Genomic DNA, 19,658 nt, shown 5'->3' on the forward strand with positions numbered 1-19,658 from the left:
GGCGTTCAGGACATGCGGCGCGGGCCGATCGCCTCGAACTGCGCCTTCTGCTCGTCGTTGAGCGTGGCGTAGAAATCATCGAGCGCCGCCCGGACCGACTTGATTCCGTCCAGCATGACATCGAGACGCTTGCGGATCGCGGCCATGCGGGCCGGCGGCGTCATCACCTCATTGGGCTCGCAGGACGCCTTGAGCGACGTGCTAACTTTAGCGCTGGTGTCCTGGAGCACCTGGAGTGCCGCGCGCTGAGTGTCGTTGGGACGAAGCCGTTCTTCGATCGTGGCGCCGGGCCAATCGAACGCGGCGGACGGGCTACAAGTCTGCACCGACGATCCACCTGTATTGTTCGATGCCGCGGCACGACGCTGATCGTCGGCAAGCGCATTGAAGCGCGCCTTCTGCTCGTCGTTGAGCGAGCCATAGAATTGGTCCAGCGCAGGCTGAACCAGATCGACGGCCTTCTGCATCGCCTCGACCCGCTGCTGCATGGCGGCGAGCCGGCCGGGCGCCGTCGCTGCGGCCTGCGTCGGACAGGAGGTGCGGATCAACGCTGCCGCGTCGACCGAGGCGTTGCCTAGCGCATCGAGAGCAGCGCCTTGCGCGTTCGTCGGCTGCACCGCGGCTGCGATTTGATCGATCGGCAGGCCGACGATGGCGCGGCGATCGCTGCCGCAGAGCTGATCGAGCGGCGCGCTGCGCGCCCGCCGCCGTCCCTGCGGCTGCTGCGGCAGATAGGCCGACAGCCGATCATAGCCATAGGGGCCGAAAATGCCGGCATAGATGTCCGGATAGCCGTAGCCCCAGAAGGCGATCCCGTCGCCCCAGATCGTGTAATCGTAGAGGTCGTTATAGGCGAACGGCCAGAACAGCGGCCCGACCCAACCGTAGCCGCCGCCGGGATGCTGCCACCATCCGCTGCTTGCACCGCTCCAGCCGGCGAGTGCCGCCGCTGCGGCAATCTGCGCGCGGGCCGCCGGATTGCTGATCAGCCGGCCGTTGCGGAATGCGCCGGCGTTCCATGCGTTGCGGAAGTTCGCTGGCCGGATCGCGGCATTGCGGATCTGACCGAAGTTCGGGCCGCCACGCCGGGCGCCGGTTGTGAACCGCATCCCGCGATGATGCCCGCCATGCGCATGCCCGCCGCCGTGGCCGCGGAAATGGCCGCCGTGGTGACCGCCGCCATGGCCACCTCCATGGCCGCCGCCGTGTCCGCCCTTCGCGAACGCGGCCCCCGCAAGCATGCAGGCAAAGGCCACCGCGGCAATTCCAACGACCGGTCGCACCATCGCACCCTCCCGCGCAAAGCCCTGCCATTGAGCATCGGAAATTGGCGGGAATTGGAACCGGCAGGATTGCCGAAAGTTCCCGGTCAGAGATGCACTGGCCCTTAGGCCTCCGGCACGATCTTGCCGGGGTTGAAAATGTTGAGCGGATCGAGTGCCTGCTTCAGCGCCCGCATCGCGTCGAGCGCCTCGGGGCCGAGCTCGGCCTCGAGATATTTCTGCTTGCCCTGCCCGATGCCGTGTTCGCCGGTGCAGGTGCCGTCCATCGCCTGCGCACGCTCGACCAGGCGATGCATGAACTCCTCGCCGCGCGCCATCTCGTCGGCGTCGTTGGTGTCGCACACCAGCGAGCAGTGGAAATTACCGTCACCGACATGGCCGACGATCGGCGACAGCAAATTGAGCCGCTTGAGATCCTCCTCGGTCTCGCTGACGCAATCGGCGAGCCGCGAGATCGGCACGCAGACGTCGGTCGCGACCACGCCGATGCTGTCGCCGGGCCGCAGCGCCTTCACCGACCAATAAGCATCGTGCCGCGCCTGCCACAGCTTGGTGCGGTCCTCCGGCTTGGTGGTCCAGGAGAAATCGCCGCCGCCGCAGTCCCTCGCGATCTCGCCGAACGCCTTGGATTGCTCGGCGACCTCGATCTCGCTACCGTGGAATTCCATCAGCAGCAGCGGCGTCTCCGGCAGCGTCAGCTTGGAATAGGCGTTGCAGGCCTTCACCTGCGCGGCATTGAGCAGCTCGATGCGCGCGACGGGAATGCCGGTCTGGATCGCCAGGATCACGGCCTGGCAGGCCCCGTGCACGGTCTCGAACGACACCGCGCCGGCCGCGATCGTCTCGGGGATGCCGCGCAGGCGGATCGTCAATTCCGAGATGATGCCGAGCGTGCCTTCGGCGCCGACGAACAGATGCGTCAGGTCGTAGCCCGCGGACGATTTCTTGGCGCGCGTGCCCGTGGTGATGATCTCGCCGTCGCCGCGCACCACTTTCAGCGCCAGTACGCTGTCGCGCATGGTGCCGTAGCGCACCGCGTTGGTGCCGGAGGCGCGGGTCGAGGCCATGCCGCCGAGCGAGGCATCCGCACCGGGATCGATCGGGAAGAACAGTCCCTGGTCACGCAGATGCTCGTTGAGCGCCTTGCGGGTGACGCCGGGCTCGATCACGCAGTCGAGGTCCTCGGCATGCACCGCGAGCACCTTGTTCATGTCGCGCAGGTCGATCGAGATGCCGCCGGCGGGCGCGTTGACCTGCCCTTCCAGCGAGGTGCCGGTGCCGAAGGGAATGACGGGCACGCGATGTCTCGCGCAGATCCGCACCACGTCCTGGATGTCGGCGGTCTCCTGCGCCATCACCACGCCATCGGGCGGCTGGTTGGGAATCCAGGTGGTGGTATGGCCGTGCTGCTCGCGCACGGCCTGCGAGGTGATGAGGCGGTTGCCGAAGCGCGCGGCAAGCTGCTCCAGCGCGCTTGCGAGGGCTTTCGGCTCCGGCCGCGGCGGATTATTGGTGATGGTCGTACCCACGGAATTCCTCCCGACGAGAAGAGACCGTGGCAAAGGACATATAACCGGTCAAGTCAAGGGACCGGACGCATAGCTTGGGAAGGACACATGCCGGAGACTGCCACAGCCCCGATCGCAGAGCCGTTTCGCTCCTCGATCATGCAGGTCGAGCCGCAATGGATCGACTATAACGGCCATCTCAACATGGCCTATTACAACGTGATGTTCGATCGGGCGATCGACGAGTTCTGGCTCGAGCTCGGGATTGGCCCGGTCTACAAGACCGAGTGCAACGGCTCGACCTTCACCGCCGAATGCCACGTGCGCTATTTGCGCGAGATCCATCTCGGCGATCCCGTGCAAATCCTGGTGTGGCTGCTGAACGCCGATGACAAGCGGCTGCACACATTCGAGGAGATGCGGCACGGCACCGAGGGCTGGCTGTCGGCGACGTCTGAGAACATGTCACTGCACATGGACATGAATGCGCGGCGCGTTGCGCCGTTTCCGCCCGACATCCGGCAGCGCATTGCAGGGGTCGCCAAATCCCACAGCGCCTTGACGCGACCCGAGGGCATCGGCCGGAGCGTGGCGATGCCCTCGAAGCGTTAGCAGCGCGGTGCTGCCTGGGATTGACCTCTCCCGCCGGGGAGAGGTCGGATTGCGCAGCAATCCGGGTGAGGGGCTGCAGCACCAAGCGAGACTGTAACCCCTCACCCGGATCGCATCTTGCGATGCGATCCGACCTCTCCCTACGGGAGAGGTAAACTACGGCGCGCTATATTCTGTTGCGGCCGCGGGCGAGGCCGACGACGGCCGAGACCAGGAACAGAACGACTGCGATGAAGAAGATGATCTTGGCGATCTCGATCGAAGCGCCGGCGACGCCGCCGAAGCCCAGGATGCCGGCGATCAGTGCGATAACCAGAAACGTCACAACCCAGCCTAGCATGGTCAAACCCTCGTCTTGATGTTGTCTGCGATCGACGCGGCTGGCCGCGCCACCTGTCCTGACAATCTCGACGCGGGAACGATAGTTCCGGTCCCGGCGGGAGCGAAATTCGCCGGCTCAGCTGGAACAAATCGGCCTGACGCGCACGTGGAAAACCCGGCCCGGCGCCCCATATAGGCACCAATCCCTGTTAAGAAGGCTCCCTTCCACCACCCCGCGGTGCCATCGTGGGGCCGATGATTCGCATGACCGAGCCGAGCAAGATCACAGCCGTACCCGACCACCAGCCCGCAGCCGGCGGCATCGCCGCGCGTGCGCGTGCCTCGGTGGGCCCGAAATACCTCGCCGGGCTCAATCCGGAGCAGCGCGAGGCGGTGGAGACGCTGGACGGCCCGGTCCTGGTGCTGGCCGGCGCCGGCACCGGCAAGACCCGCGTCCTGACCACGCGCATCGCGCACATCTTGAGCCAGGGCCGCGCCCGCCCGGCCGAAATCCTGTCGGTGACCTTCACCAACAAGGCCGCGCGCGAGATGAAGCACCGGCTCGGCCAGATGCTCGGCCACGCCGTCGAAGGCATGCCGTGGCTCGGCACCTTCCACTCCATCGGCGGCCGCGTCCTGCGTTTCCATGCCGAGCTGGCCCAGCTGAAGTCGAACTTCACCGTGCTCGACGTCGACGACCAGGTCCGGCTGCTCAAGCAGCTGCTGCAGGCCGAGAACATTGACGAGAAGCGCTGGCCGGCGCGGATGCTGGCCGGCCTGATCGACGGCTGGAAGAACCGCGGCCTGATGCCTTCGCAGGTGCCGTCGGGCGAGGCCGCGATGTTCGCCAACGGCAAGGGCGGCAAGCTCTATGCGAGCTATCAGGAGCGGCTGAAGATCCTGAACGCGGCCGACTTCGGCGACCTCCTGCTGGAGAACATCCGCATCTTCCGCGAGCACCCGGATATTCTCAGGCAGTACCAGCAGCGCTTCAAGTTCATCCTGGTCGACGAGTACCAGGACACGAACGTCGCGCAATATCTGTGGCTGCGGCTCTTGTCGCAGGCGCCTTCTTCCACCTCTCCCCGCTTGCGGGGAGAGGTCGCATCGCGAAGCGATGCGGGTGAGGGGGACTCTCCAAGCACCGAGCTCGTGGAGACTCCCCCTCATCCCGGCCTTCTCCCCGCAAGTGGGGAGAAGGAGAAGACCAAAAACATCTGCTGCGTCGGTGACGACGACCAGTCGATCTATGGCTGGCGCGGCGCCGAGGTCGACAACATCCTGCGTTTCGAACACGATTTCCCTGGCGCCAAGGTCATTCGCCTCGAGCGCAACTACCGCTCGACGGGTCACATCCTCGCCGCCGCCTCGCACCTGATAGCGCACAATGAAGGCCGGCTCGGCAAGACGCTGCGCACCGAGGACCAGGACGGCGAGAAGGTCACCGTCACGGGCTCCTGGGATTCGGAAGAGGAAGCCCGCGGCATCGGCGAGGAGATCGAGCAGCTGCAGCGCCAGGGCGAGAAGCTCAACGAGATCGCCATTCTCGTGCGTGCCTCCTACCAGATGCGCGAGTTCGAAGACCGCTTCGTCACGCTGGGCCTGCCCTATCGCGTCATCGGCGGCCCGCGCTTCTACGAGCGCGCCGAAATCCGCGACGCGCTGGCCTATTTGCGCGTCATCAATTCGCCGGCCGACGATCTCGCCTTCGAGCGTATCGTCAATACGCCCAAGCGCGGGCTCGGCGATGCCACCGTGCAGATGCTGCACGACCACGCCCGCAAGCGCCGCATTCCCTTGTTCGAGGCGGCGCGCGCCGTGGTCGAGACCGACGAGCTGAAGCCGAAGGCGCGCGGCTCGCTTCGCGATCTCATCGCGCAGTTCGACCGCTGGCGTGCCCAGCGCGAGGTCACCGCGCACACCGATCTCGCCCAGATCGTGCTCGACGAGAGCGGCTATACCGAGATGTGGCAGAAGGACCGCTCGGCGGACGCCGCGGGCCGGCTGGAGAACCTGAAAGAGCTGGTGCGCTCGATGGAGGAGTTCGAGAACCTGCAAGGGTTCCTGGAGCACATCTCGCTGGTGATGGACCGCGAGGGTGGCGCCGAGGACGATGCCGTGTCGCTAATGACGCTGCATTCGGCCAAGGGCCTCGAATTCGACAACGTGTTCCTGCCGGGCTGGGAGGAAGGCCTGTTCCCGAGCCAGCGCACGCTGGACGAGCAGGGCCGCGCCGGCCTGGAAGAAGAGCGCCGGCTTGGCCATGTCGGCCTGACGCGCGCCCGCCGCCGCGCAAAGATCTATTTCGCGACCAATCGCCGGATCCATGGCACCTGGTCGACCACGATCCCGTCGCGCTTCCTCGACGAATTGCCGGCGGCCAATGTCGAGATCACGGAATCCAAGGGCGGCTCCGGATGGGGCGGCAGCGGCGGCTACGGCGCCTCGCGCTTCGACGACATGGAGGCGTTCGGCTCCAGCTATTCGACCCCGGGCTGGCAGCGCGCGCAGGCGAACCGGAATCGCGGCGGCGGTCGAAGCGGCGGTTTTGAGGAAGAGGCAGCGACGTTCTCCTCCTCGTCATCCGGCCCCGATTTCGGCAGCTTCTCCTCGCGCCGGCGCGGGCCCTTGACGATCGAAGGCGAGCTGGTCGCCAAATCGACCGGCACGACGTCCGAATTCTCGCTGGAAGACCGCGTCTTCCACCAGAAATTCGGCTATGGCCGCGTCACCAAGATCGACGGCAACAAGCTCACCATCGCCTTCGACAAGGCCGGCGAGAAGAAGGTCGTGGACAGTTTCGTGCAGCGGGCGTGAGGCCCGATATGGCTCAGTACGTTGCCATCATCGAGGACGCCGAGCCGGACGAAACCGTGAGCTTGTGGTTTCCGGACCTGCCCGGTTGCATCTCTGGCGGCGACGACGTCGAGGAGGCCCTGGAGAATGCGCCCGAGGCGCTCGCATTCTATGCGCAGGAGCTGATCGCGGACGGTCGCCAGCTGCCCCCGCCACGGACGCTGGACGAGCTCAAGGCCGATCCGGCGTTTGCCGAGGATGTCAGGAACCATACCATCGCCCTGGTCGACTGGCCGCCCCTCGCTGAGGCCGAGTGAGGACTGTTCGCCGCACTGCGCAACTCTCGACAGTTCTCGCCCGAAACGCCCCTTGACCACCGCGAACTTCCCCGTATCAGATAACCCCATGGTCCGGGGCTCCATCACATTGATCGTGCTTGCATTGGGGATGCCGTCGCTTGCGGCGGCGGAGACCATGAGCTTTGGCGATTCGATCGGCAAGCTGGCGGCGAGCTGCGGGGCGGAAATCGTCGCCAATTGCCGCGGCGTCAACCCGGATTCGAACCGGCTGAAGGAATGCCTGTCGCGCAATCGCGACGTGCTCTCGCCGCAGTGCACGAGCGACTATCTCGGCGTGTTCGAGGCCATCCAGAAGCGCGTCGCCGCGCGCGTCACCGTGGCGAACGCCTGCCAGCGCGAGATCGTCAAGGTCTGCGGCGGCTCGACCAAGGAGACCAGCAAGTCGGTCCCGTGCCTGGTCTCGACGCCCAAGGGCATCAGCAACAACTGCCTGAAGGCCGTTGACGACGCGGGGTATCGCTGATGCGCGCGAACGGGCTCGCCACCGCAGGACTGGGCTTGGCGCTGGGCCTCGCTTTGCTCGCGGGCCCCGCCGGCGCTCAGACGGCGGCGCCGACCCGCGACGACATCGTCGCGAAGCTGAACCATTTCGAAGAGGCCGCCGAGATCGACCTGCCCGCGCTGAAGCAGCAGGTGATGGAGCGCGCCAAGACCAGGATCAAGAACGATCCGGGGCCGGTGAACCGGCCGCTGATCGCGCCGGAGCTCGCCAAGCTGCCCGCCTTCAATGCGCAGATCCAGTTCGACGCCGACACGCCGATCATCCAGCCGACATCCTACCAGACGGTCGGCCGCATTGCGGACGCGCTGGTTCATGCCTCGCTGCTGCCCTACACTTTCCTGATCGTCGGCCACGTCGAATCCAATTCGAAGACGCGCGAGGCCAATGCGATCCTGAGCCAGCGCCGGGCCGATGCGATCCGTGACGTGCTGGTGAACACCTTCAAGATCTCGACCAAGCGGCTGCATCCGATCGGCCTCGGCGAGGAGCAGTTTCTCGATCGGGCCAAGCCGACCTCCGCCGTCAACGGCCAGTTGCAGATCCTGACTTATGCCAAGCTGCCGGAGGAGCCGCGTCCGGCAGCGACGCCAGCGCCTGCGGCGAAAAAGCCCGTCAAGAAGCGCTGAGTGAAGGCGGCTGCGCGGCTGACGGAACCCTTTGAAGTGCGGACTATTTTGCAGCCTGTCCCGGACGCGCGCAGGCGGTTTCACGCGACAAAAGTGCCGGTTTGTGCACTGCCCGGTCCAGTGCTATAGCCTCTGTTCGCCCTTCCCGACCCCGTGCTGCATGAGACCGAAATGGGTGGCTTTTTCCAGCGCCAACTTGCCGTTTATGTCGAGTACCATCGCGATCCCCGCAATACGGCGATGCATGTGGTCGGCATCCTTCTGCTGTTCACCGGCGCCGTGCTGCCGCTGACGCTGGTCAAGCTTCCGCTGTTCGGATTCAACGTCAGCCTGGCGGTGGTCCTGGCTGTTCCGGTCTTGATTTATTGGCTGCTGCTCGACGCGGCGCTCGGGCTCGGCATTCTGGCCGTCTCCGTCGTGCTATTTTCGGTTGCGACGACGATCGCGGCGCAAGTCAGCACCGCGACGATGTGGGCGATTTTCGCGACGCTGGTGGTGCTCGGCCTCGCCGCGCAGGCCATCGGCCACAAGGTTTTTGAGGGGCGCGAGGCCTCGTTGTTCACGTTCCCCTCGCATCTTTTGCTTGGACCGATGTTCGTCATGGCAAAATTATTCATTGCATTGGGCTTCCGTCGCGACCTTGCCGCGATTCTGGCGCCTCTTCCGGCCAATTCTCTTTCAACCCGATAACGCTCGAAGCGAAACAGCAACTTCTGCATGGCTCTCGTCCTGGTTACCGGTGGCAGTGGCTTCATCGGACATCACCTCGTAGAAGCGCTCCGCGCCCGTGGGCAGCGGGTCCGCATTCTTGATGTCCGTGTGCCGAGCGCGGCGAACGCGGATGTCGAGCATGTCCACGGCTCGGTGCTGGACTGTGCCGCGGTCGATGCGGCGATCGCCGGTTGCGATCAGGTCTATCACCTCGCCGGCCTGCCCGGCATGTGGGTCGCCAACAAGCAGGACTTTCACGAGGTCAATTGCCGCGGCACCGAAGTCGTGCTGGCGGCGGCGATGAAGCGCGGCGTCTCGCGCTTCCTGCACTGCTCGACCGAATCGATCCTGTTCCCCTATTCCGACCTCAAGGGCGTTCCCGCCGAAGAGGCGCTGCAGCCGGCCGAGGCGATGCCCGGCGCCTATACGCGGTCGAAATCGCTTGCCGAGCATCATGCCGCCAAGGCGGCAGAAGCGGGCTTCCCGGTGGTGATCGGCACGCCGACCATGCCGATCGGCGCCGCCGACCAACATCTGACACCGCCGACCGCGATGCTCTGGTACTTCCTGCAGAAGAAGGTGCAGCCGCATCTCAACTTTCTGGTCAACCTGGTCGACGTCCGCGACGTCGCCATGGGTCTCGTGCTGACCATGGAACGCGGCCGCCTCGGGCACCGCTACATCCTCGGCGGCGACTGCGTCCCGCTCGGCGACATCCTGCGCATGATGTCGGCGATGAGCGGCCGCCGGCAATTTCCGGTCGTCGTACCTGGCAAGATCGCCGAGCTCTCCGCGATCATGCTCGAATACATCGCCGATCACATCACGCGCCGGCCGCCCAACGGCACCGCCGAGGGCGTGCGGATCGCGCTCGCCGCGAGCGATCTTTCGATCGGCAAAGCCCGTACCGAGCTCGGCTATTCGCCGCGTCCGATCGAGCCGGTCTTGCGCGAAACCATCACCCACCTGCTCGCCCGCAACGGCCAGCAGCCCTCCGGCGCCCTCAAGCATCACGCGCTGTCCTCGCGCGCGAGCTGACGCCGCTTCAAACGCAAAGAACCTTCATGTCTTTCGATTTCAGCAAGCTTCTCTCTGTCGCCTGGGGTGGCTGGACCACGACCTGGCCGACGCAACTGCTCGCCCTGATCTGGCTCGCTTTTCTGGTCAGCTGGGTCGGCGCCTCGTTCTGGCAGGGGCGAACCAAGAAGCAGGTCATGACGCTGGAGTCGCAGCGCTATCGCCTGCCGATCCTGGTCGGCGGCATCCTGTACACGCCGTTCATTGCGGAAGCCATGGGCTGGAAGCCGCTTTGGGTGCTCGGCAACACCGGCATCATCATCGCGGCGGTCCTCTCAGTCGCCGGCATCGCTTTCGCATGGTGGGGGCGGCTGCATCTCGGAAAATTCTGGTCCAACACCATCACCCAGAAGGAAGACCATCGCGTCATCGACACCGGGCCGTATGGCTTGGTGCGCCACCCCATCTACACCGGACTAATCTTCGGGATGCTGGTCACCGGCGTCGCGATCGGCTTGGTGACGACGATCCTCGGCGCCATCCTGATCTCGCTCGGCATGTGGCAGAAGGGCCGGATGGAAGAGGTGTTCCTGTCCAAGGAGCTCGGCGAACACGCCTATGGCGCCTATTGCCGCCGCGTTCCGATGATCATTCCGTTCACGTCGCCGCGGTGAGGGCGTCACTCTCCTGTCCAGACGCGCTGCGGTGCGTCCGGGGCACGAGTGCACGATCCGACTCGCCAAGGAACCACACCTCCGCTGGTCCGTTAGCCCTCGACATCTGTCAACGGCCGCAGAGCATCGAGCCATGTCGGACGCCTACGATTATTTTCGCGCACACGCGATCGCCGCCGTCCGCAAGGCGCGGGCGCTGCCCCCCGGGCGGACGAAGCAGAAGCAGCGCACGGTGGCGCGGGTCTATCATCTGCTCTCCAGGGAAGCGGCGCTGGCGCCGAACATCCGTCACTTGGATGATTTTCGCGCGGCACGACGGCTGGAGCGGCAGATCGGCCGTTGATCTCCGGGCCGACGCCGCGACCTGTCCCATGCAAATTCGATCGGCTGCCATTCCACGGGAATAGGCCCCTGCTGAGCTCCGCACAGGTTGACGTCGGCCCCGTCAACCAGTTGGATGCGCGCGCACACGGGGGCTTGTCATGACGTTTTCCAGCATCTTCGCGCAGTTCGTCGCCTTCATTGGCGGCATCGCGCTGCAATGGCGCAAGATGACGGGCACCGAGCCCACGCCGGCCTGGGGCGAAAAGCCCGCCATTCCCGAAGCGAAACCGCAAGGCGCGATCCCGACCTTGAAGATGCCGACCGCACGCGGCTGGCGCGACGGACAGAAGCCGATCGCTGCACCCGGGCTGAAGGTCGATGCATTCGCGACCGGTCTCGACCATCCGCGCTGGATCGAGGTGCTGCCCAATGGCGACGTGTTGATCGCAGAGGCAACGCAGATCGCGGGCGCCCCGCGCAGCGTGTTCCACTATGCGATGCAGGCGACGATGCGCCGCGCCGCCGCGCTCGGCGTCTCCGCCAACCGCATCACGCTGTTGCGCGACAAGGACGGCGACGGCGTCGCCGAAGTGCGCGGCACGTTCATGGAGAACCTGAGCCAGCCGTTCGGCATGGCACTGGTCGGCGACACTTTCTATGTCGGCAACACCGACGGCGTAATGGCTTTCCCGTACGTTGCCGATGCCGACCGCATCACAGCACCGGGCAAGCGGCTCACGACGTTCAAGCCTGCCGGCCACTGGACGCGCAGCCTGCTCGCCAGTCCCGACGGCAAGAAGCTCTATGCCGGCGTCGGCTCGCTTAGCAACATCGCCGAGATGGGCATGGAGGTCGAGCAAGGCCGCGCTGCGGTCTACGAGCTCGATCTCGTCGCCGGCACGCATCGCATCTTTGCGGCCGGCCTGCGCAATCCCGTGGGCCTTGCCTGGGAGCCGACTACGAAGGTGCTCTGGACCGTCGTCAACGAGCGCGACGGCCTCGGCGACGAGACGCCGCCCGACTATCTCACGTCCGTGCGCGACGGAGGCTTCTACGGCTGGCCCTACTGCTACTGGGGCAAGACGGTGGACGACCGCGTGCCGCAGGATCCCGTGATGGTCGCCAAGGCGATTCAACCGGACTATGCGCTCGGTGGCCACACAGCCTCGCTCGGCCTGTGCTGGATGCCCGCAGGCACCCTGCCCGGCTTCGGCGACGGCATGGTGATCGGCCAGCACGGCTCGTGGAATCGCAGCAAGCTGTCCGGCTACAAGCTGGTGTTCATCCCGTTCGCGAACGGCAAGCCGTCCGGCCCCTCGCGCGACATCCTGTCGGGCTTCCTGTCGCCGGACGAGAAGGAATCCTACGGTCGCCCGGTCGGCGTCACGATCGGTCCCGACGGGAAATCGCTACTGATGGCCGACGACGTCGGCAACGTGATCTGGCGCGTGACGGGGGCGTAGGAGCTCACGTCCCGACGCACAGCGTGGCGCGCTGCTTGCGGAGCAGCGCGATCACCGACAGCGCGGTGATCAAGCCGGTCTTGGGATTCTCGGACGGGATGTTCTCGATGCCCATCGAGAAGCGCGCCGAATCCGCCTCGACCTCGATGCGGTGAACGTTGCGTGTCACGGTCGGGTCGGCCCAAACCTGGATTTGGGTGCGATCAGGCCCGATGCCCGCGAGCGACAACGCAACGGCGACATTGACGTTGGCCGGAAAGCCCTTTGCCGCTTCGCGCGCGCTGCCCTCGAACAGCTTCAGCGGCTCGCGCAGATTGTCGATGTCGATCCTGTTCTGGACGATGAACGGCGCGCCCTTCAAGCCGTCAATCGGCTTGCGGGTCACCATCTTCACGGAATGGATGGTGCCGATTGCGGCGGCGTTGACGGCATCGAGGCCGATCAGCGCGCCGGTCGGCACGAGGATGCGGCCGCCATTGGCGCGGGCGAGATCGACGAGATCGAAATTGTCGAGCAGGCCGCCGACGCTGACCACGACGGCGGCCTTGCCGCGCTTCACCGCCGGCTCGACGATCGCACGCAGCTGGCTGCTCGGCGCGCATTCGACGACGATGTCGGCGGCATCGCCGAGCTGGGCGATCGGCAGGATCTTCGGCGGGTGGCGCAGGCTGTCGACGAAGGCTTGATGCTTGGCGGGATCCCGCACGGCCACGGCCGCGAGCGACAGGCCCTCGATGCCCTGATCGAGCGCGGCTGCAATCTTGGTGCCGATCGAGCCCAGCCCGGCAATGGCCACCCGCAATTCGCCTGAAGGCGTCTGATCCGTCATCACCATCCCTCTGTCTTGGCCTCTGTCTTGGCCTCTGTCTTGGCCTCTGTCTTGGCCGATGTCATAGCCGCTCACGCCTCCCGCGCATAGCTGCGCAGGCGGGCTTCCAGAACCGCCAGCATGGCATCGCGGGCCGGATCGCGCGAGCCACGCAGCCAGGCGGCGGCAAGCGGCAACCGGCCGACCGACCCGCTCTGCCTCAGTCGAAGCGGCACGAAGCGCACACCCGCCACCGCCATCCGTGCGGTCCAGCGCGGCACGATCGCGACCCCGAGCTTCGTTGCCACGAGGTTAATGATGGTCTGCTTCTCGTCGGCGACCTGCACGATGCGCGGCGTTAGGCCGGCCTGCTCGAACAGCTTGACCGTGAGGTCGTGGCTATCCGGTCGCGAGCGGCGGTCCGGCACCAGCATCGCCTCCTGGGCGATATCCGCGAGCGTGATCGCTTTGCGCCCGGCCAGAGCGTGCCGCCGCGGGAACGCAACGATCGCGCTCTCCTGAAGCAGGTCTCGGAATTCAAGTCGCTTGTCCGGCCGGTCAGGCGGACGCACGAAGGCGAGATCGATCGCACCGGTCAAAATCTTCGGCAGCAGCCGGACAGTCTTGTCTTCGAGGAGCTGCACCGCAATGTCAGGGTGCCTGGCACGAAAATCGCGCAGAAGCGGCGGCAACAGTCCGGCCGCTGCGCTGTCGATGGCACCGACCCGCAGCCGTCGCGCGGTCCCCGCGCGCAAGCGATTTCGGAAGTTGCTCTCGACAGCCTCGACCTTGGCGAGGATGGCGCGGACATCGCGCAGCAGCGTCGCGCCGTCCTCGGTGAGCTGCACCGCTCGCGTCGTCCTCGCAAACAGCCGCGTTCCAAAATGCTCCTCCAGCAGCCTGATCTGCCGGCCGAGCGCAGAAGGTAGCATCTGGAGCTGCTGCGCCGCGCGGCCGAAGTGCAGCTGCTCGGCCGTCGCCACGAAGCATCGGAGCTGATGCAATTCCATTCGCCGTCCTCTCGCCTCGCCAGACCGCGCTTGAAGCCTTGCGCGAGGTCGTCATGCCCGGGCTTGTCCCGGGCATCCACGTTCTTGGGCCGCGGGGAAAGGCGTGGATGGCCGGGTCAAGCCCGGCCATGACGCCGTGGCGGCCTCCCCAGGATTATATCATTTTTTTGTATAAACTAGCGCCGATTGAGTTTGCCCTGCGCTCCCGTCTAGATTCGCCCGCGACGCCGACGGCCGGATATGCCGGCCCGATCTCTCAAACGGAGCCTTCCCATGCGGACCCATTCGATCGCAGCCATTCCCGCCGACGGCATCGGCCCCGAAGTCATTTCGGCCGGGTTGCGCGTGCTGGAGGCTCTTGCAAAACGCAGCGGCGACATCGCTTTCAACGTCAAGACGTTCGACTGGGGCTCGGATTATTACAAAAAGCACGGCGTGATGATGCCGGCGGAGGGTCTCAGCGAGCTGAAGACGTTCGACGCGATCTATTTCGGCGCGGTCGGCGCCCCCGACGTGCCCGACCACATCACGCTGTGGGGCCTGCGCCTGCCGATCTGCCAGGGTTTTGACCAATACGCCAATGTGCGGCCGACCAAGATCCTGCCGGGCGTCGCCTCGCCGCTGCGCAATGTCGGCGTCGGCGATCTCGACTGGGTGATCGTGCGCGAGAACTCGGAAGGCGAATATGCCGGCATGGGTGGCCGCGCCCACAAGGGCCTGCCGGAAGAGGTCGGCACCGAAGTCGCCGTCTTCACCCGCGTCGGCGTCACGCGGATCATGCGCTATGCGTTCCAGCTCGCGCAGTCGCGCCCGCGCAAGCTGCTGACCGTCGTGACCAAGTCGAACGCGCAGCGCCATGGCATGGTGATGTGGGACGAGATCGCGGCCGAGGTCGCCGGCGAATTCCCTGACGTGACCTGGGACAAGATGCTGGTCGACGCCATGACGGTGCGCATGACGCTGCATCCGAAGAGCCTCGACACCATCGTCGCAACCAATCTCCATGCCGACATCCTCTCCGATCTAGCCGGCGCGCTGGCGGGAAGCCTCGGCGTCGCGCCGACCGGAAACATCGATCCGCAGCGCCGCTTCCCCTCGATGTTCGAGCCGATCCACGGCTCGGCCTTCGACATCACCGGCAAGGGCATCGCCAACCCGGTCGCGACGTTCTGGACCGGCGCGCAGATGCTCGAGCATCTCGGCGAGAAGGATGCCGCCTTACGGCTGATGGCGGCCGTCGAGCGTGTCTGCGCCGCCGGCGTGCTGACGCCGGATGTCGGCGGCAAGGCAACGACGAAGGAAGTGACTGATGCCGTGGTCGATGCGATTCACGGATCGAATGTTTGATCACGGCTCTACGTCATGGCCGGGCTTGTCTCGGCCATCCACGATCTTTCGTGCCGTGCCAAGCACGTGGATGCCCGGGACAAGCCCGGGCATGACGCGTTTGCGGAACGACTGCTCACTCGACAAGCACTGCGTCCCTCGGCGACAAGAGGGCCTCTTATTTTCGTCCAGCCGTCGCCGGAGCTGGCGAAGGAACCGCCATCGCGGCGGCCGGCTCGGGCGGTGTCAGGTGGCGGGGGACGATGATGGTCTGGCCCGGCGTCAGCTGCGCGTTCTCGGGCAGCGAGTTGCTCTGCGCCAGCGTCCACAGCGGCACGCGGTTGGCTGCGGCGATGCTCTCCATGGTGTCGCCGCGGCGCACCGGCACCCGCACGCCACTGTCCCACAATTCGACCAGCGTGTCCGCCGGCACGAGATAGCGCAGCGGCACGGCATCGGCCTGCGTTTGCGGCGGAATACGCGGCAGCTGCGTCACCATCTCGACGATCTGACGATGGATATCGTCGGACTTCTCGATGTTGATGTGGGTGACGCGCGCGTTCCGCTTGAGGTCATAGCTGGCGTAATGGCCGCGAAAGCCGGGAACAGCCACGACGTCGCCGCCGCCGAGCACGCTGTCGGACAGGAAGATGTTGATGAAGCGCTCGACGTTGAGGGGAACATCGCCGGTCGCTTGCGCGGGATCGATGGCGATGACGAGGCTGATCGGGATGTTCTCCTTGGCCGCCATCTCGGAGATGACGATCGAGCACAGCCCGCCCATGGAATGGCCCATCAGCACGATCGGCGCCGGCGATTCCTTATAGCTGGAGATGGCGCGATCGCCGATCCACCGGCAGATGGTGAATTCGTAGACGTTAGCCGAGAAGCCCGCCTTCGTTAGCTTCTCTTCGAGCCGATCCATGCCGGTCGAGAAGATGGGACCCATGGCGCCGCGGAACAGGTAAATTTTTGGCGGCGGCAACGGCTCGAACGGCGGAGGCGGCGGCGGCGCGGCGGGGGCGGTCGCGTTGGTCTTGGACTTCGGCGGTGAGGCAGCGGCCGTGCCGCTGCTCAAGGCGAGCAGCACGATCGCTGCCAGCGCGAGGAGTCGCCTCGAATGAATCATCAGTCCAGCAGTCCCACCCTGGGAGGCAGCGGCCTCCCCTGCCGGGCTTAGTGACCACCGATTGGGTGGATTTTGGGGCACGGAACCGACCATCTCTCGTCCGGCGCCCTCTCCGGCTGCCGCGCCGCGGGACGGGGCTGCGACCGTCGGCCTCAGGCGGGCCTCTCCCGGGCTAAAGCGGCAGCAGCCGGTTGAGCAATTCGAGGAGGGTGCGTTGCTCCGCCTCGGTGAGCGGGGCCAGCATCTTCCGGTTATAGAGCCCCGTCAGGCTTGCCCCGTCCTGAATGAGCTTGGCGCCCTTCGGCGTAAGCATCAACTCGACCGCGCGGCGGTCGGATTTCGAGCGGTTACGCTTGATGAAGCCGGACGATTCCAGCTCGTTCAGGATCTTGATCAGGTTCGGCAGGCGCAGGCGGAGCAGGCTGGCAAGGCTGCTGGGGGGAACGCCCGGATTGTCGCGAATGACGACGAAGATCGCATAGGTCGCGGGCGTAAGGCCCAGAGCGGCGAACTCCTCGTAGAAGCCTTCGAAGAACTTCAGCTGCGCGAGCCGCAGCATGAAGCCGGGCGTGCGCTGCAGCGCGCGCAAGTCCAGTGACGTCTCCGACGGTTGAGCGGGCTTCGCTCCGGGTCTGACTGCTTTCGGGCTCATGATCCTGGATCCGGCGGCCACAAGTCGGCCGAATTGACACTCTCGAAAATAGCTATAAAATATAACTATTATAGAGCGGCACCAAGACCGCCCAGGGGAGGGACACAATGAACAGCAAATTCCTGCATAAACTATGCATGGTGGCCGCGGTGCTGACCGCCGCACCGGCCTTGGCCCAGGACGTCGTGAAGATCGGCATCCTGAACGATCAATCGGGGCCGTTCGCGAGCTATCAGGGCATCGGCTCGGTCGTCGCCGCCAAGATGGCCGTCGAGGACTATGGCGGAAAGGCCGCCGGCAAGCCGGTGGAAGTCGTTGCGGCGGACCATCAGAACAAAACGGACATCGGCATCGGTATCGCCCGGCGCTGGTACGAGAACGAGAGCGTCGATGCGATCTTCGACATTCCGAACTCGTCGATTGCGCTCGCCGTGGCCGGCATGAGCGCCGAGAAGAACAAGGTCTTCGTCGGCTCGGGCGCCGGCACGGTGCTGCTGACCGGGGAGAAGTGCACGCCAAACACCGTGCACTGGACCTACGACACCTATTCCTACGGGCGCGGCCTCGGCAAGGCCATCGTGCAGCAGGGCGGCAAGAAATGGTTCTTCATCACCGCGGATTACGCGTTCGGCCATGATCTGGAAAAGCAGGCCGCGGAAGCCGTGAAAGCGTCCGGCGGTGAGGTGCTCGGCAGCGTGCGGCATCCGTTGGGCACGGCTGATTACGCCTCATTCCTGCTCCAGGCCCAGGCGTCGGGCGCGAGCGTCATCGCATTCGCCAATGCAGGGGACGATACCATCACCTCGATGAAGCAGGCCGCCGAGTTCGGGCTGACGAAGGATCACAAGCTGGTCGGATTGATCCTCGGCATGAACGGTCTTCCCGCGCTTGGGCTCAAGTTTGCGCAGGGCGCGCAGATCATGAATCCGTTCTACTGGGATCTGACCGACGGCACGCGTGCTTTCGCGAAGCGCTTCGCCGAACGCATTCCCTCGAAGGCCTATCCGAACGACATGCAGGCCGGCGTCTATGCCTCGGTCATCCACTACCTCAAGGCAGTCGACAAGGCCGGCGGCGCCAAGGACGGCAAGGCCGTGGTCGCGACGATGAAGCAGATGCCGACCGACGATCCGGTGTTCGGCAAGGGCTACATCCGCAAGGACGGCCGCAAGATCCATCCGCTCTACCTGTTGCAGGTCAAGGCTCCCGAGGAATCGAATTCGTCCTGGGATCTGCTGAAGGTCGTTGCCACGATCAAGGGCGAGGACGCGTTCCGGTCCGAGAGTGACGGTCAGTGCCCGCTCGCAAAGCAATAGCGGTTCGGAGCTGACCATGAGCGGCATTGCATCCAGTCCGATCGATCCGTTCGCGCCCGGCTTTCTGACGGATCCCTATCCCGCCTATGAGGCGCTGCGCGCAATCGGGCCGGTGTTCGAAGTGGAGCGCTACGGCGTGTGGGCTATGGCCTGCAATGCCGAGGTCGAAGCGGCCCTGAAGGACTGGAAAACGTTCATCAGTGGCGAGGGCGTCGGGCTGAACGGGATGAACCCGGCGCTGCCAAAGCCGCTGACGCTGCAGATCGATCCGCCCGACCACGACAAGGGCCGCCGCGTGCTCGGCCGCACGCTGTCTCCGGGCGTCGCAAGGAAGCTGCGCGAGACGTTCCAGCGCGAAGCAGAGAGGAAGGTCTCGGAGCTGATCGACAAAGGCACGTTCGATGCCGTGACCGATCTTGCGGAAGCCTATCCGATGAAGGTGTTTCCGGACGCGATCGGCATCCGCCCCGATGGGCGCGAGAAGCTGCTCGCCTGGAGCACGTTCGTATTCAACAGCTTCGGCCCGGAGAACGAGATCCTCGCGGCGTCGCGGAAGGACGGTCTCGCGGCGCAGAGCTGGATCATGGAATGTTGTGCGCGCGATGCGCTACGGCCCGACAGCCTCGGCATGATGATCTACCAGGCGGCCGATGAGGGCGAGATCACCGAGCACGAGGCGACGCATCTGGTGCGGCCGTTCCTCACTGCCGGGATCGACACCACCGTCAACGGCATCGGCAATACCCTGCTCGCGCTCGCCACCCATCCGGACGAATATCGCAAGCTGCACGAGAAACCAGAGCTGGCACGCAACGCCTTCGAGGAAGGTCTGCGCTACGATTCACCGGTGCAGACGTTCTTTCGTACCACCTCGCGCGATGCCGAGATCGGCGGCGGCGTGATCCCGGCGCACCGTAAGGTGCTGCTGTTCATGGCCTCCGCCAATCGCGATCCCGCGCGCTGGGACAAGCCGGGCCGTTTCGACGTGGAGCGGGTTGCAACCGGCCATGTCGGCTTCGGCGCAGGCATCCACGCCTGCGTCGGCCAGATGATCGCACGTCTGGAGGGCGAATTGATCTTCGGCGAGCTCGCAAGGCGCGTGAAGACGATCGAGTTCACGGCGGAGCCGAAGCGCAGGCTCAACAATTCCCTGCGCGGGCTGGAGAGCATGCCGGTTCGCGTGACGCCAGCTTAGGCGGCATCACGCGGCCGGATGCGCGA

Annotated in this window: 20 protein-coding genes; 13 read left to right on the top strand and 7 right to left on the bottom strand. The window is 65.5% G+C overall.

Annotated features, from left to right (window positions below; all coding sequences use genetic code 11):
• Positions 1-5: 5 nt before the first annotated feature.
• Positions 6-1,286: a Spy/CpxP family protein refolding chaperone gene (locus ACM43_RS14355; protein ID WP_271540726.1), complete on the bottom strand. Its 1,281-nt coding sequence runs from the start codon at positions 1,284-1,286 to the stop codon at positions 6-8.
• Positions 1,287-1,387: 101 nt separating this feature from the next.
• Positions 1,388-2,812, bottom strand: coding sequence for an FAD-binding oxidoreductase (locus ACM43_RS14360; RefSeq protein WP_271540727.1), 1,425 nt, complete (start codon positions 2,810-2,812; stop codon positions 1,388-1,390).
• Between the two features lie 87 nt (positions 2,813-2,899).
• Here ACM43_RS14360 and ACM43_RS14365 point away from each other — a divergent pair, with 87 nt between their 5' ends.
• A complete protein-coding gene (locus tag ACM43_RS14365) occupies positions 2,900-3,403 on the top strand; it encodes a thioesterase family protein (RefSeq protein WP_271540728.1) in 504 nt (167 codons plus the stop codon).
• Between the two features lie 166 nt (positions 3,404-3,569).
• Here the strand turns inward: ACM43_RS14365 and ACM43_RS14370 are convergent, their stop codons facing one another.
• Positions 3,570-3,743 (bottom strand): DUF1328 domain-containing protein, encoded by a 174-nt coding sequence (locus tag ACM43_RS14370; RefSeq protein WP_036006471.1) that lies wholly within the window; start codon positions 3,741-3,743, stop codon positions 3,570-3,572.
• A 236-nt stretch (positions 3,744-3,979) separates the two neighbouring features.
• Here ACM43_RS14370 and ACM43_RS14375 point away from each other — a divergent pair, with 236 nt between their 5' ends.
• The 9 genes from ACM43_RS14375 (at position 3,980) to ACM43_RS14415 (ending at position 12,196) form a co-directional block, all read left to right on the top strand.
• Positions 3,980-6,541: an ATP-dependent helicase gene (locus ACM43_RS14375; protein WP_271540729.1), complete on the top strand. Its 2,562-nt coding sequence runs from the start codon at positions 3,980-3,982 to the stop codon at positions 6,539-6,541.
• A gap of 8 nt (positions 6,542-6,549) precedes the next feature.
• Entirely contained in the window at positions 6,550-6,837 is a 288-nt protein-coding gene (locus ACM43_RS14380; protein WP_157284743.1) for a type II toxin-antitoxin system HicB family antitoxin, read from the top strand.
• An 88-nt stretch (positions 6,838-6,925) separates the two neighbouring features.
• Positions 6,926-7,342 carry a hypothetical protein gene (locus ACM43_RS14385; protein ID WP_271540730.1) on the top strand — a complete coding sequence of 139 codons (417 nt, stop codon included), beginning with the start codon at positions 6,926-6,928 and terminating at the stop codon, positions 7,340-7,342.
• A complete protein-coding gene (locus ACM43_RS14390; RefSeq protein ID WP_271540731.1) occupies positions 7,342-8,007 on the top strand; it encodes an OmpA family protein in 666 nt (221 codons plus the stop codon). The genes ACM43_RS14385 and ACM43_RS14390 overlap by 1 nt, the downstream gene beginning before the upstream one ends.
• A 171-nt stretch (positions 8,008-8,178) precedes the next feature.
• Positions 8,179-8,697, top strand: a complete 519-nt coding sequence (locus tag ACM43_RS14395; protein WP_157284818.1) for an Mpo1 family 2-hydroxy fatty acid dioxygenase — start codon at positions 8,179-8,181, stop codon at positions 8,695-8,697.
• A 27-nt stretch (positions 8,698-8,724) separates the two neighbouring features.
• Positions 8,725-9,756, top strand: coding sequence for an NAD-dependent epimerase/dehydratase family protein (locus tag ACM43_RS14400; RefSeq protein WP_271540732.1), 1,032 nt, complete (start codon positions 8,725-8,727; stop codon positions 9,754-9,756).
• Between the two features lie 26 nt (positions 9,757-9,782).
• Entirely contained in the window at positions 9,783-10,409 is a 627-nt protein-coding gene (locus tag ACM43_RS14405) for a methyltransferase family protein (protein ID WP_271540733.1), read from the top strand.
• 133 nt (positions 10,410-10,542) lie between these two features.
• Positions 10,543-10,752, top strand: a complete 210-nt coding sequence (locus tag ACM43_RS14410) for a hypothetical protein (RefSeq protein WP_025038081.1) — start codon at positions 10,543-10,545, stop codon at positions 10,750-10,752.
• Between the two features lie 139 nt (positions 10,753-10,891).
• Positions 10,892-12,196, top strand: coding sequence for a PQQ-dependent sugar dehydrogenase (locus ACM43_RS14415; protein WP_271540734.1), 1,305 nt, complete (start codon positions 10,892-10,894; stop codon positions 12,194-12,196).
• 4 nt (positions 12,197-12,200) lie between these two features.
• Here the strand turns inward: ACM43_RS14415 and ACM43_RS14420 are convergent, their stop codons facing one another.
• Entirely contained in the window at positions 12,201-13,025 is an 825-nt protein-coding gene (locus ACM43_RS14420; RefSeq protein ID WP_157284750.1) for an aspartate dehydrogenase, read from the bottom strand.
• 71 nt (positions 13,026-13,096) lie between these two features.
• Positions 13,097-14,014, bottom strand: coding sequence for a LysR family transcriptional regulator (locus ACM43_RS14425; protein ID WP_271540735.1), 918 nt, complete (start codon positions 14,012-14,014; stop codon positions 13,097-13,099).
• A gap of 273 nt (positions 14,015-14,287) precedes the next feature.
• Here ACM43_RS14425 and ACM43_RS14430 point away from each other — a divergent pair, with 273 nt between their 5' ends.
• Entirely contained in the window at positions 14,288-15,361 is a 1,074-nt protein-coding gene (locus ACM43_RS14430; protein ID WP_271540736.1) for a tartrate dehydrogenase, read from the top strand.
• 157 nt (positions 15,362-15,518) lie between these two features.
• On the opposite strand, the gene ACM43_RS14435 is transcribed toward ACM43_RS14430, so the two are convergent.
• Together ACM43_RS14435 and ACM43_RS14440 are read right to left on the bottom strand one after the other, a co-directional pair.
• Positions 15,519-16,469, bottom strand: coding sequence for a LysM peptidoglycan-binding domain-containing protein (locus ACM43_RS14435; protein WP_271540737.1), 951 nt, complete (start codon positions 16,467-16,469; stop codon positions 15,519-15,521).
• Positions 16,470-16,641: 172 nt separating this feature from the next.
• On the bottom strand, positions 16,642-17,121 hold the full coding sequence (locus ACM43_RS14440; protein ID WP_036024920.1) for a MarR family winged helix-turn-helix transcriptional regulator: 480 nt from the start codon (positions 17,119-17,121) through the stop codon (positions 16,642-16,644).
• Positions 17,122-17,228: 107 nt separating this feature from the next.
• Between ACM43_RS14440 and ACM43_RS14445 the strand changes: the two genes are divergently transcribed.
• Together ACM43_RS14445 and ACM43_RS14450 are read left to right on the top strand one after the other, a co-directional pair.
• A complete protein-coding gene (locus tag ACM43_RS14445; RefSeq protein WP_271540738.1) occupies positions 17,229-18,437 on the top strand; it encodes an ABC transporter substrate-binding protein in 1,209 nt (402 codons plus the stop codon).
• Positions 18,438-18,453: 16 nt separating this feature from the next.
• Positions 18,454-19,632, top strand: a complete 1,179-nt coding sequence (locus ACM43_RS14450) for a cytochrome P450 (RefSeq protein WP_271540739.1) — start codon at positions 18,454-18,456, stop codon at positions 19,630-19,632.
• Positions 19,633-19,658: the final 26 nt, after the last annotated feature.

The sequence above is a fragment of the Bradyrhizobium sp. CCBAU 45321 genome (assembly GCF_028128975.1).
In the GTDB taxonomy this organism is placed as follows: Bacteria; Pseudomonadota; Alphaproteobacteria; order Rhizobiales; family Xanthobacteraceae; genus Bradyrhizobium; species Bradyrhizobium yuanmingense.

Coding starts and splice junctions, on each gene's coding strand:
- ACM43_RS14415 (WP_271540734.1), top strand. CDS start 10,892: ATGACGTTTTCCAGCATCTTCGCGCAGTTCGTCGCCTTCATTGGCGGC.
- ACM43_RS14450 (WP_271540739.1), top strand. CDS start 18,454: ATGAGCGGCATTGCATCCAGTCCGATCGATCCGTTCGCGCCCGGCTTT.
- ACM43_RS14445 (WP_271540738.1), top strand. CDS start 17,229: ATGAACAGCAAATTCCTGCATAAACTATGCATGGTGGCCGCGGTGCTG.
- ACM43_RS14355 (WP_271540726.1), bottom strand. CDS start 1,286: ATGGTGCGACCGGTCGTTGGAATTGCCGCGGTGGCCTTTGCCTGCATG.
- ACM43_RS14395 (WP_157284818.1), top strand. CDS start 8,179: ATGGGTGGCTTTTTCCAGCGCCAACTTGCCGTTTATGTCGAGTACCAT.
- ACM43_RS14370 (WP_036006471.1), bottom strand. CDS start 3,743: ATGCTAGGCTGGGTTGTGACGTTTCTGGTTATCGCACTGATCGCCGGC.
- ACM43_RS14380 (WP_157284743.1), top strand. CDS start 6,550: ATGGCTCAGTACGTTGCCATCATCGAGGACGCCGAGCCGGACGAAACC.
- ACM43_RS14390 (WP_271540731.1), top strand. CDS start 7,342: ATGCGCGCGAACGGGCTCGCCACCGCAGGACTGGGCTTGGCGCTGGGC.
- ACM43_RS14430 (WP_271540736.1), top strand. CDS start 14,288: ATGCGGACCCATTCGATCGCAGCCATTCCCGCCGACGGCATCGGCCCC.
- ACM43_RS14420 (WP_157284750.1), bottom strand. CDS start 13,025: ATGACGGATCAGACGCCTTCAGGCGAATTGCGGGTGGCCATTGCCGGG.
- ACM43_RS14365 (WP_271540728.1), top strand. CDS start 2,900: ATGCCGGAGACTGCCACAGCCCCGATCGCAGAGCCGTTTCGCTCCTCG.
- ACM43_RS14400 (WP_271540732.1), top strand. CDS start 8,725: ATGGCTCTCGTCCTGGTTACCGGTGGCAGTGGCTTCATCGGACATCAC.
- ACM43_RS14405 (WP_271540733.1), top strand. CDS start 9,783: ATGTCTTTCGATTTCAGCAAGCTTCTCTCTGTCGCCTGGGGTGGCTGG.
- ACM43_RS14375 (WP_271540729.1), top strand. CDS start 3,980: ATGATTCGCATGACCGAGCCGAGCAAGATCACAGCCGTACCCGACCAC.
- ACM43_RS14410 (WP_025038081.1), top strand. CDS start 10,543: ATGTCGGACGCCTACGATTATTTTCGCGCACACGCGATCGCCGCCGTC.
- ACM43_RS14385 (WP_271540730.1), top strand. CDS start 6,926: ATGGTCCGGGGCTCCATCACATTGATCGTGCTTGCATTGGGGATGCCG.
- ACM43_RS14440 (WP_036024920.1), bottom strand. CDS start 17,121: ATGAGCCCGAAAGCAGTCAGACCCGGAGCGAAGCCCGCTCAACCGTCG.
- ACM43_RS14425 (WP_271540735.1), bottom strand. CDS start 14,014: ATGGAATTGCATCAGCTCCGATGCTTCGTGGCGACGGCCGAGCAGCTG.
- ACM43_RS14435 (WP_271540737.1), bottom strand. CDS start 16,469: ATGATTCATTCGAGGCGACTCCTCGCGCTGGCAGCGATCGTGCTGCTC.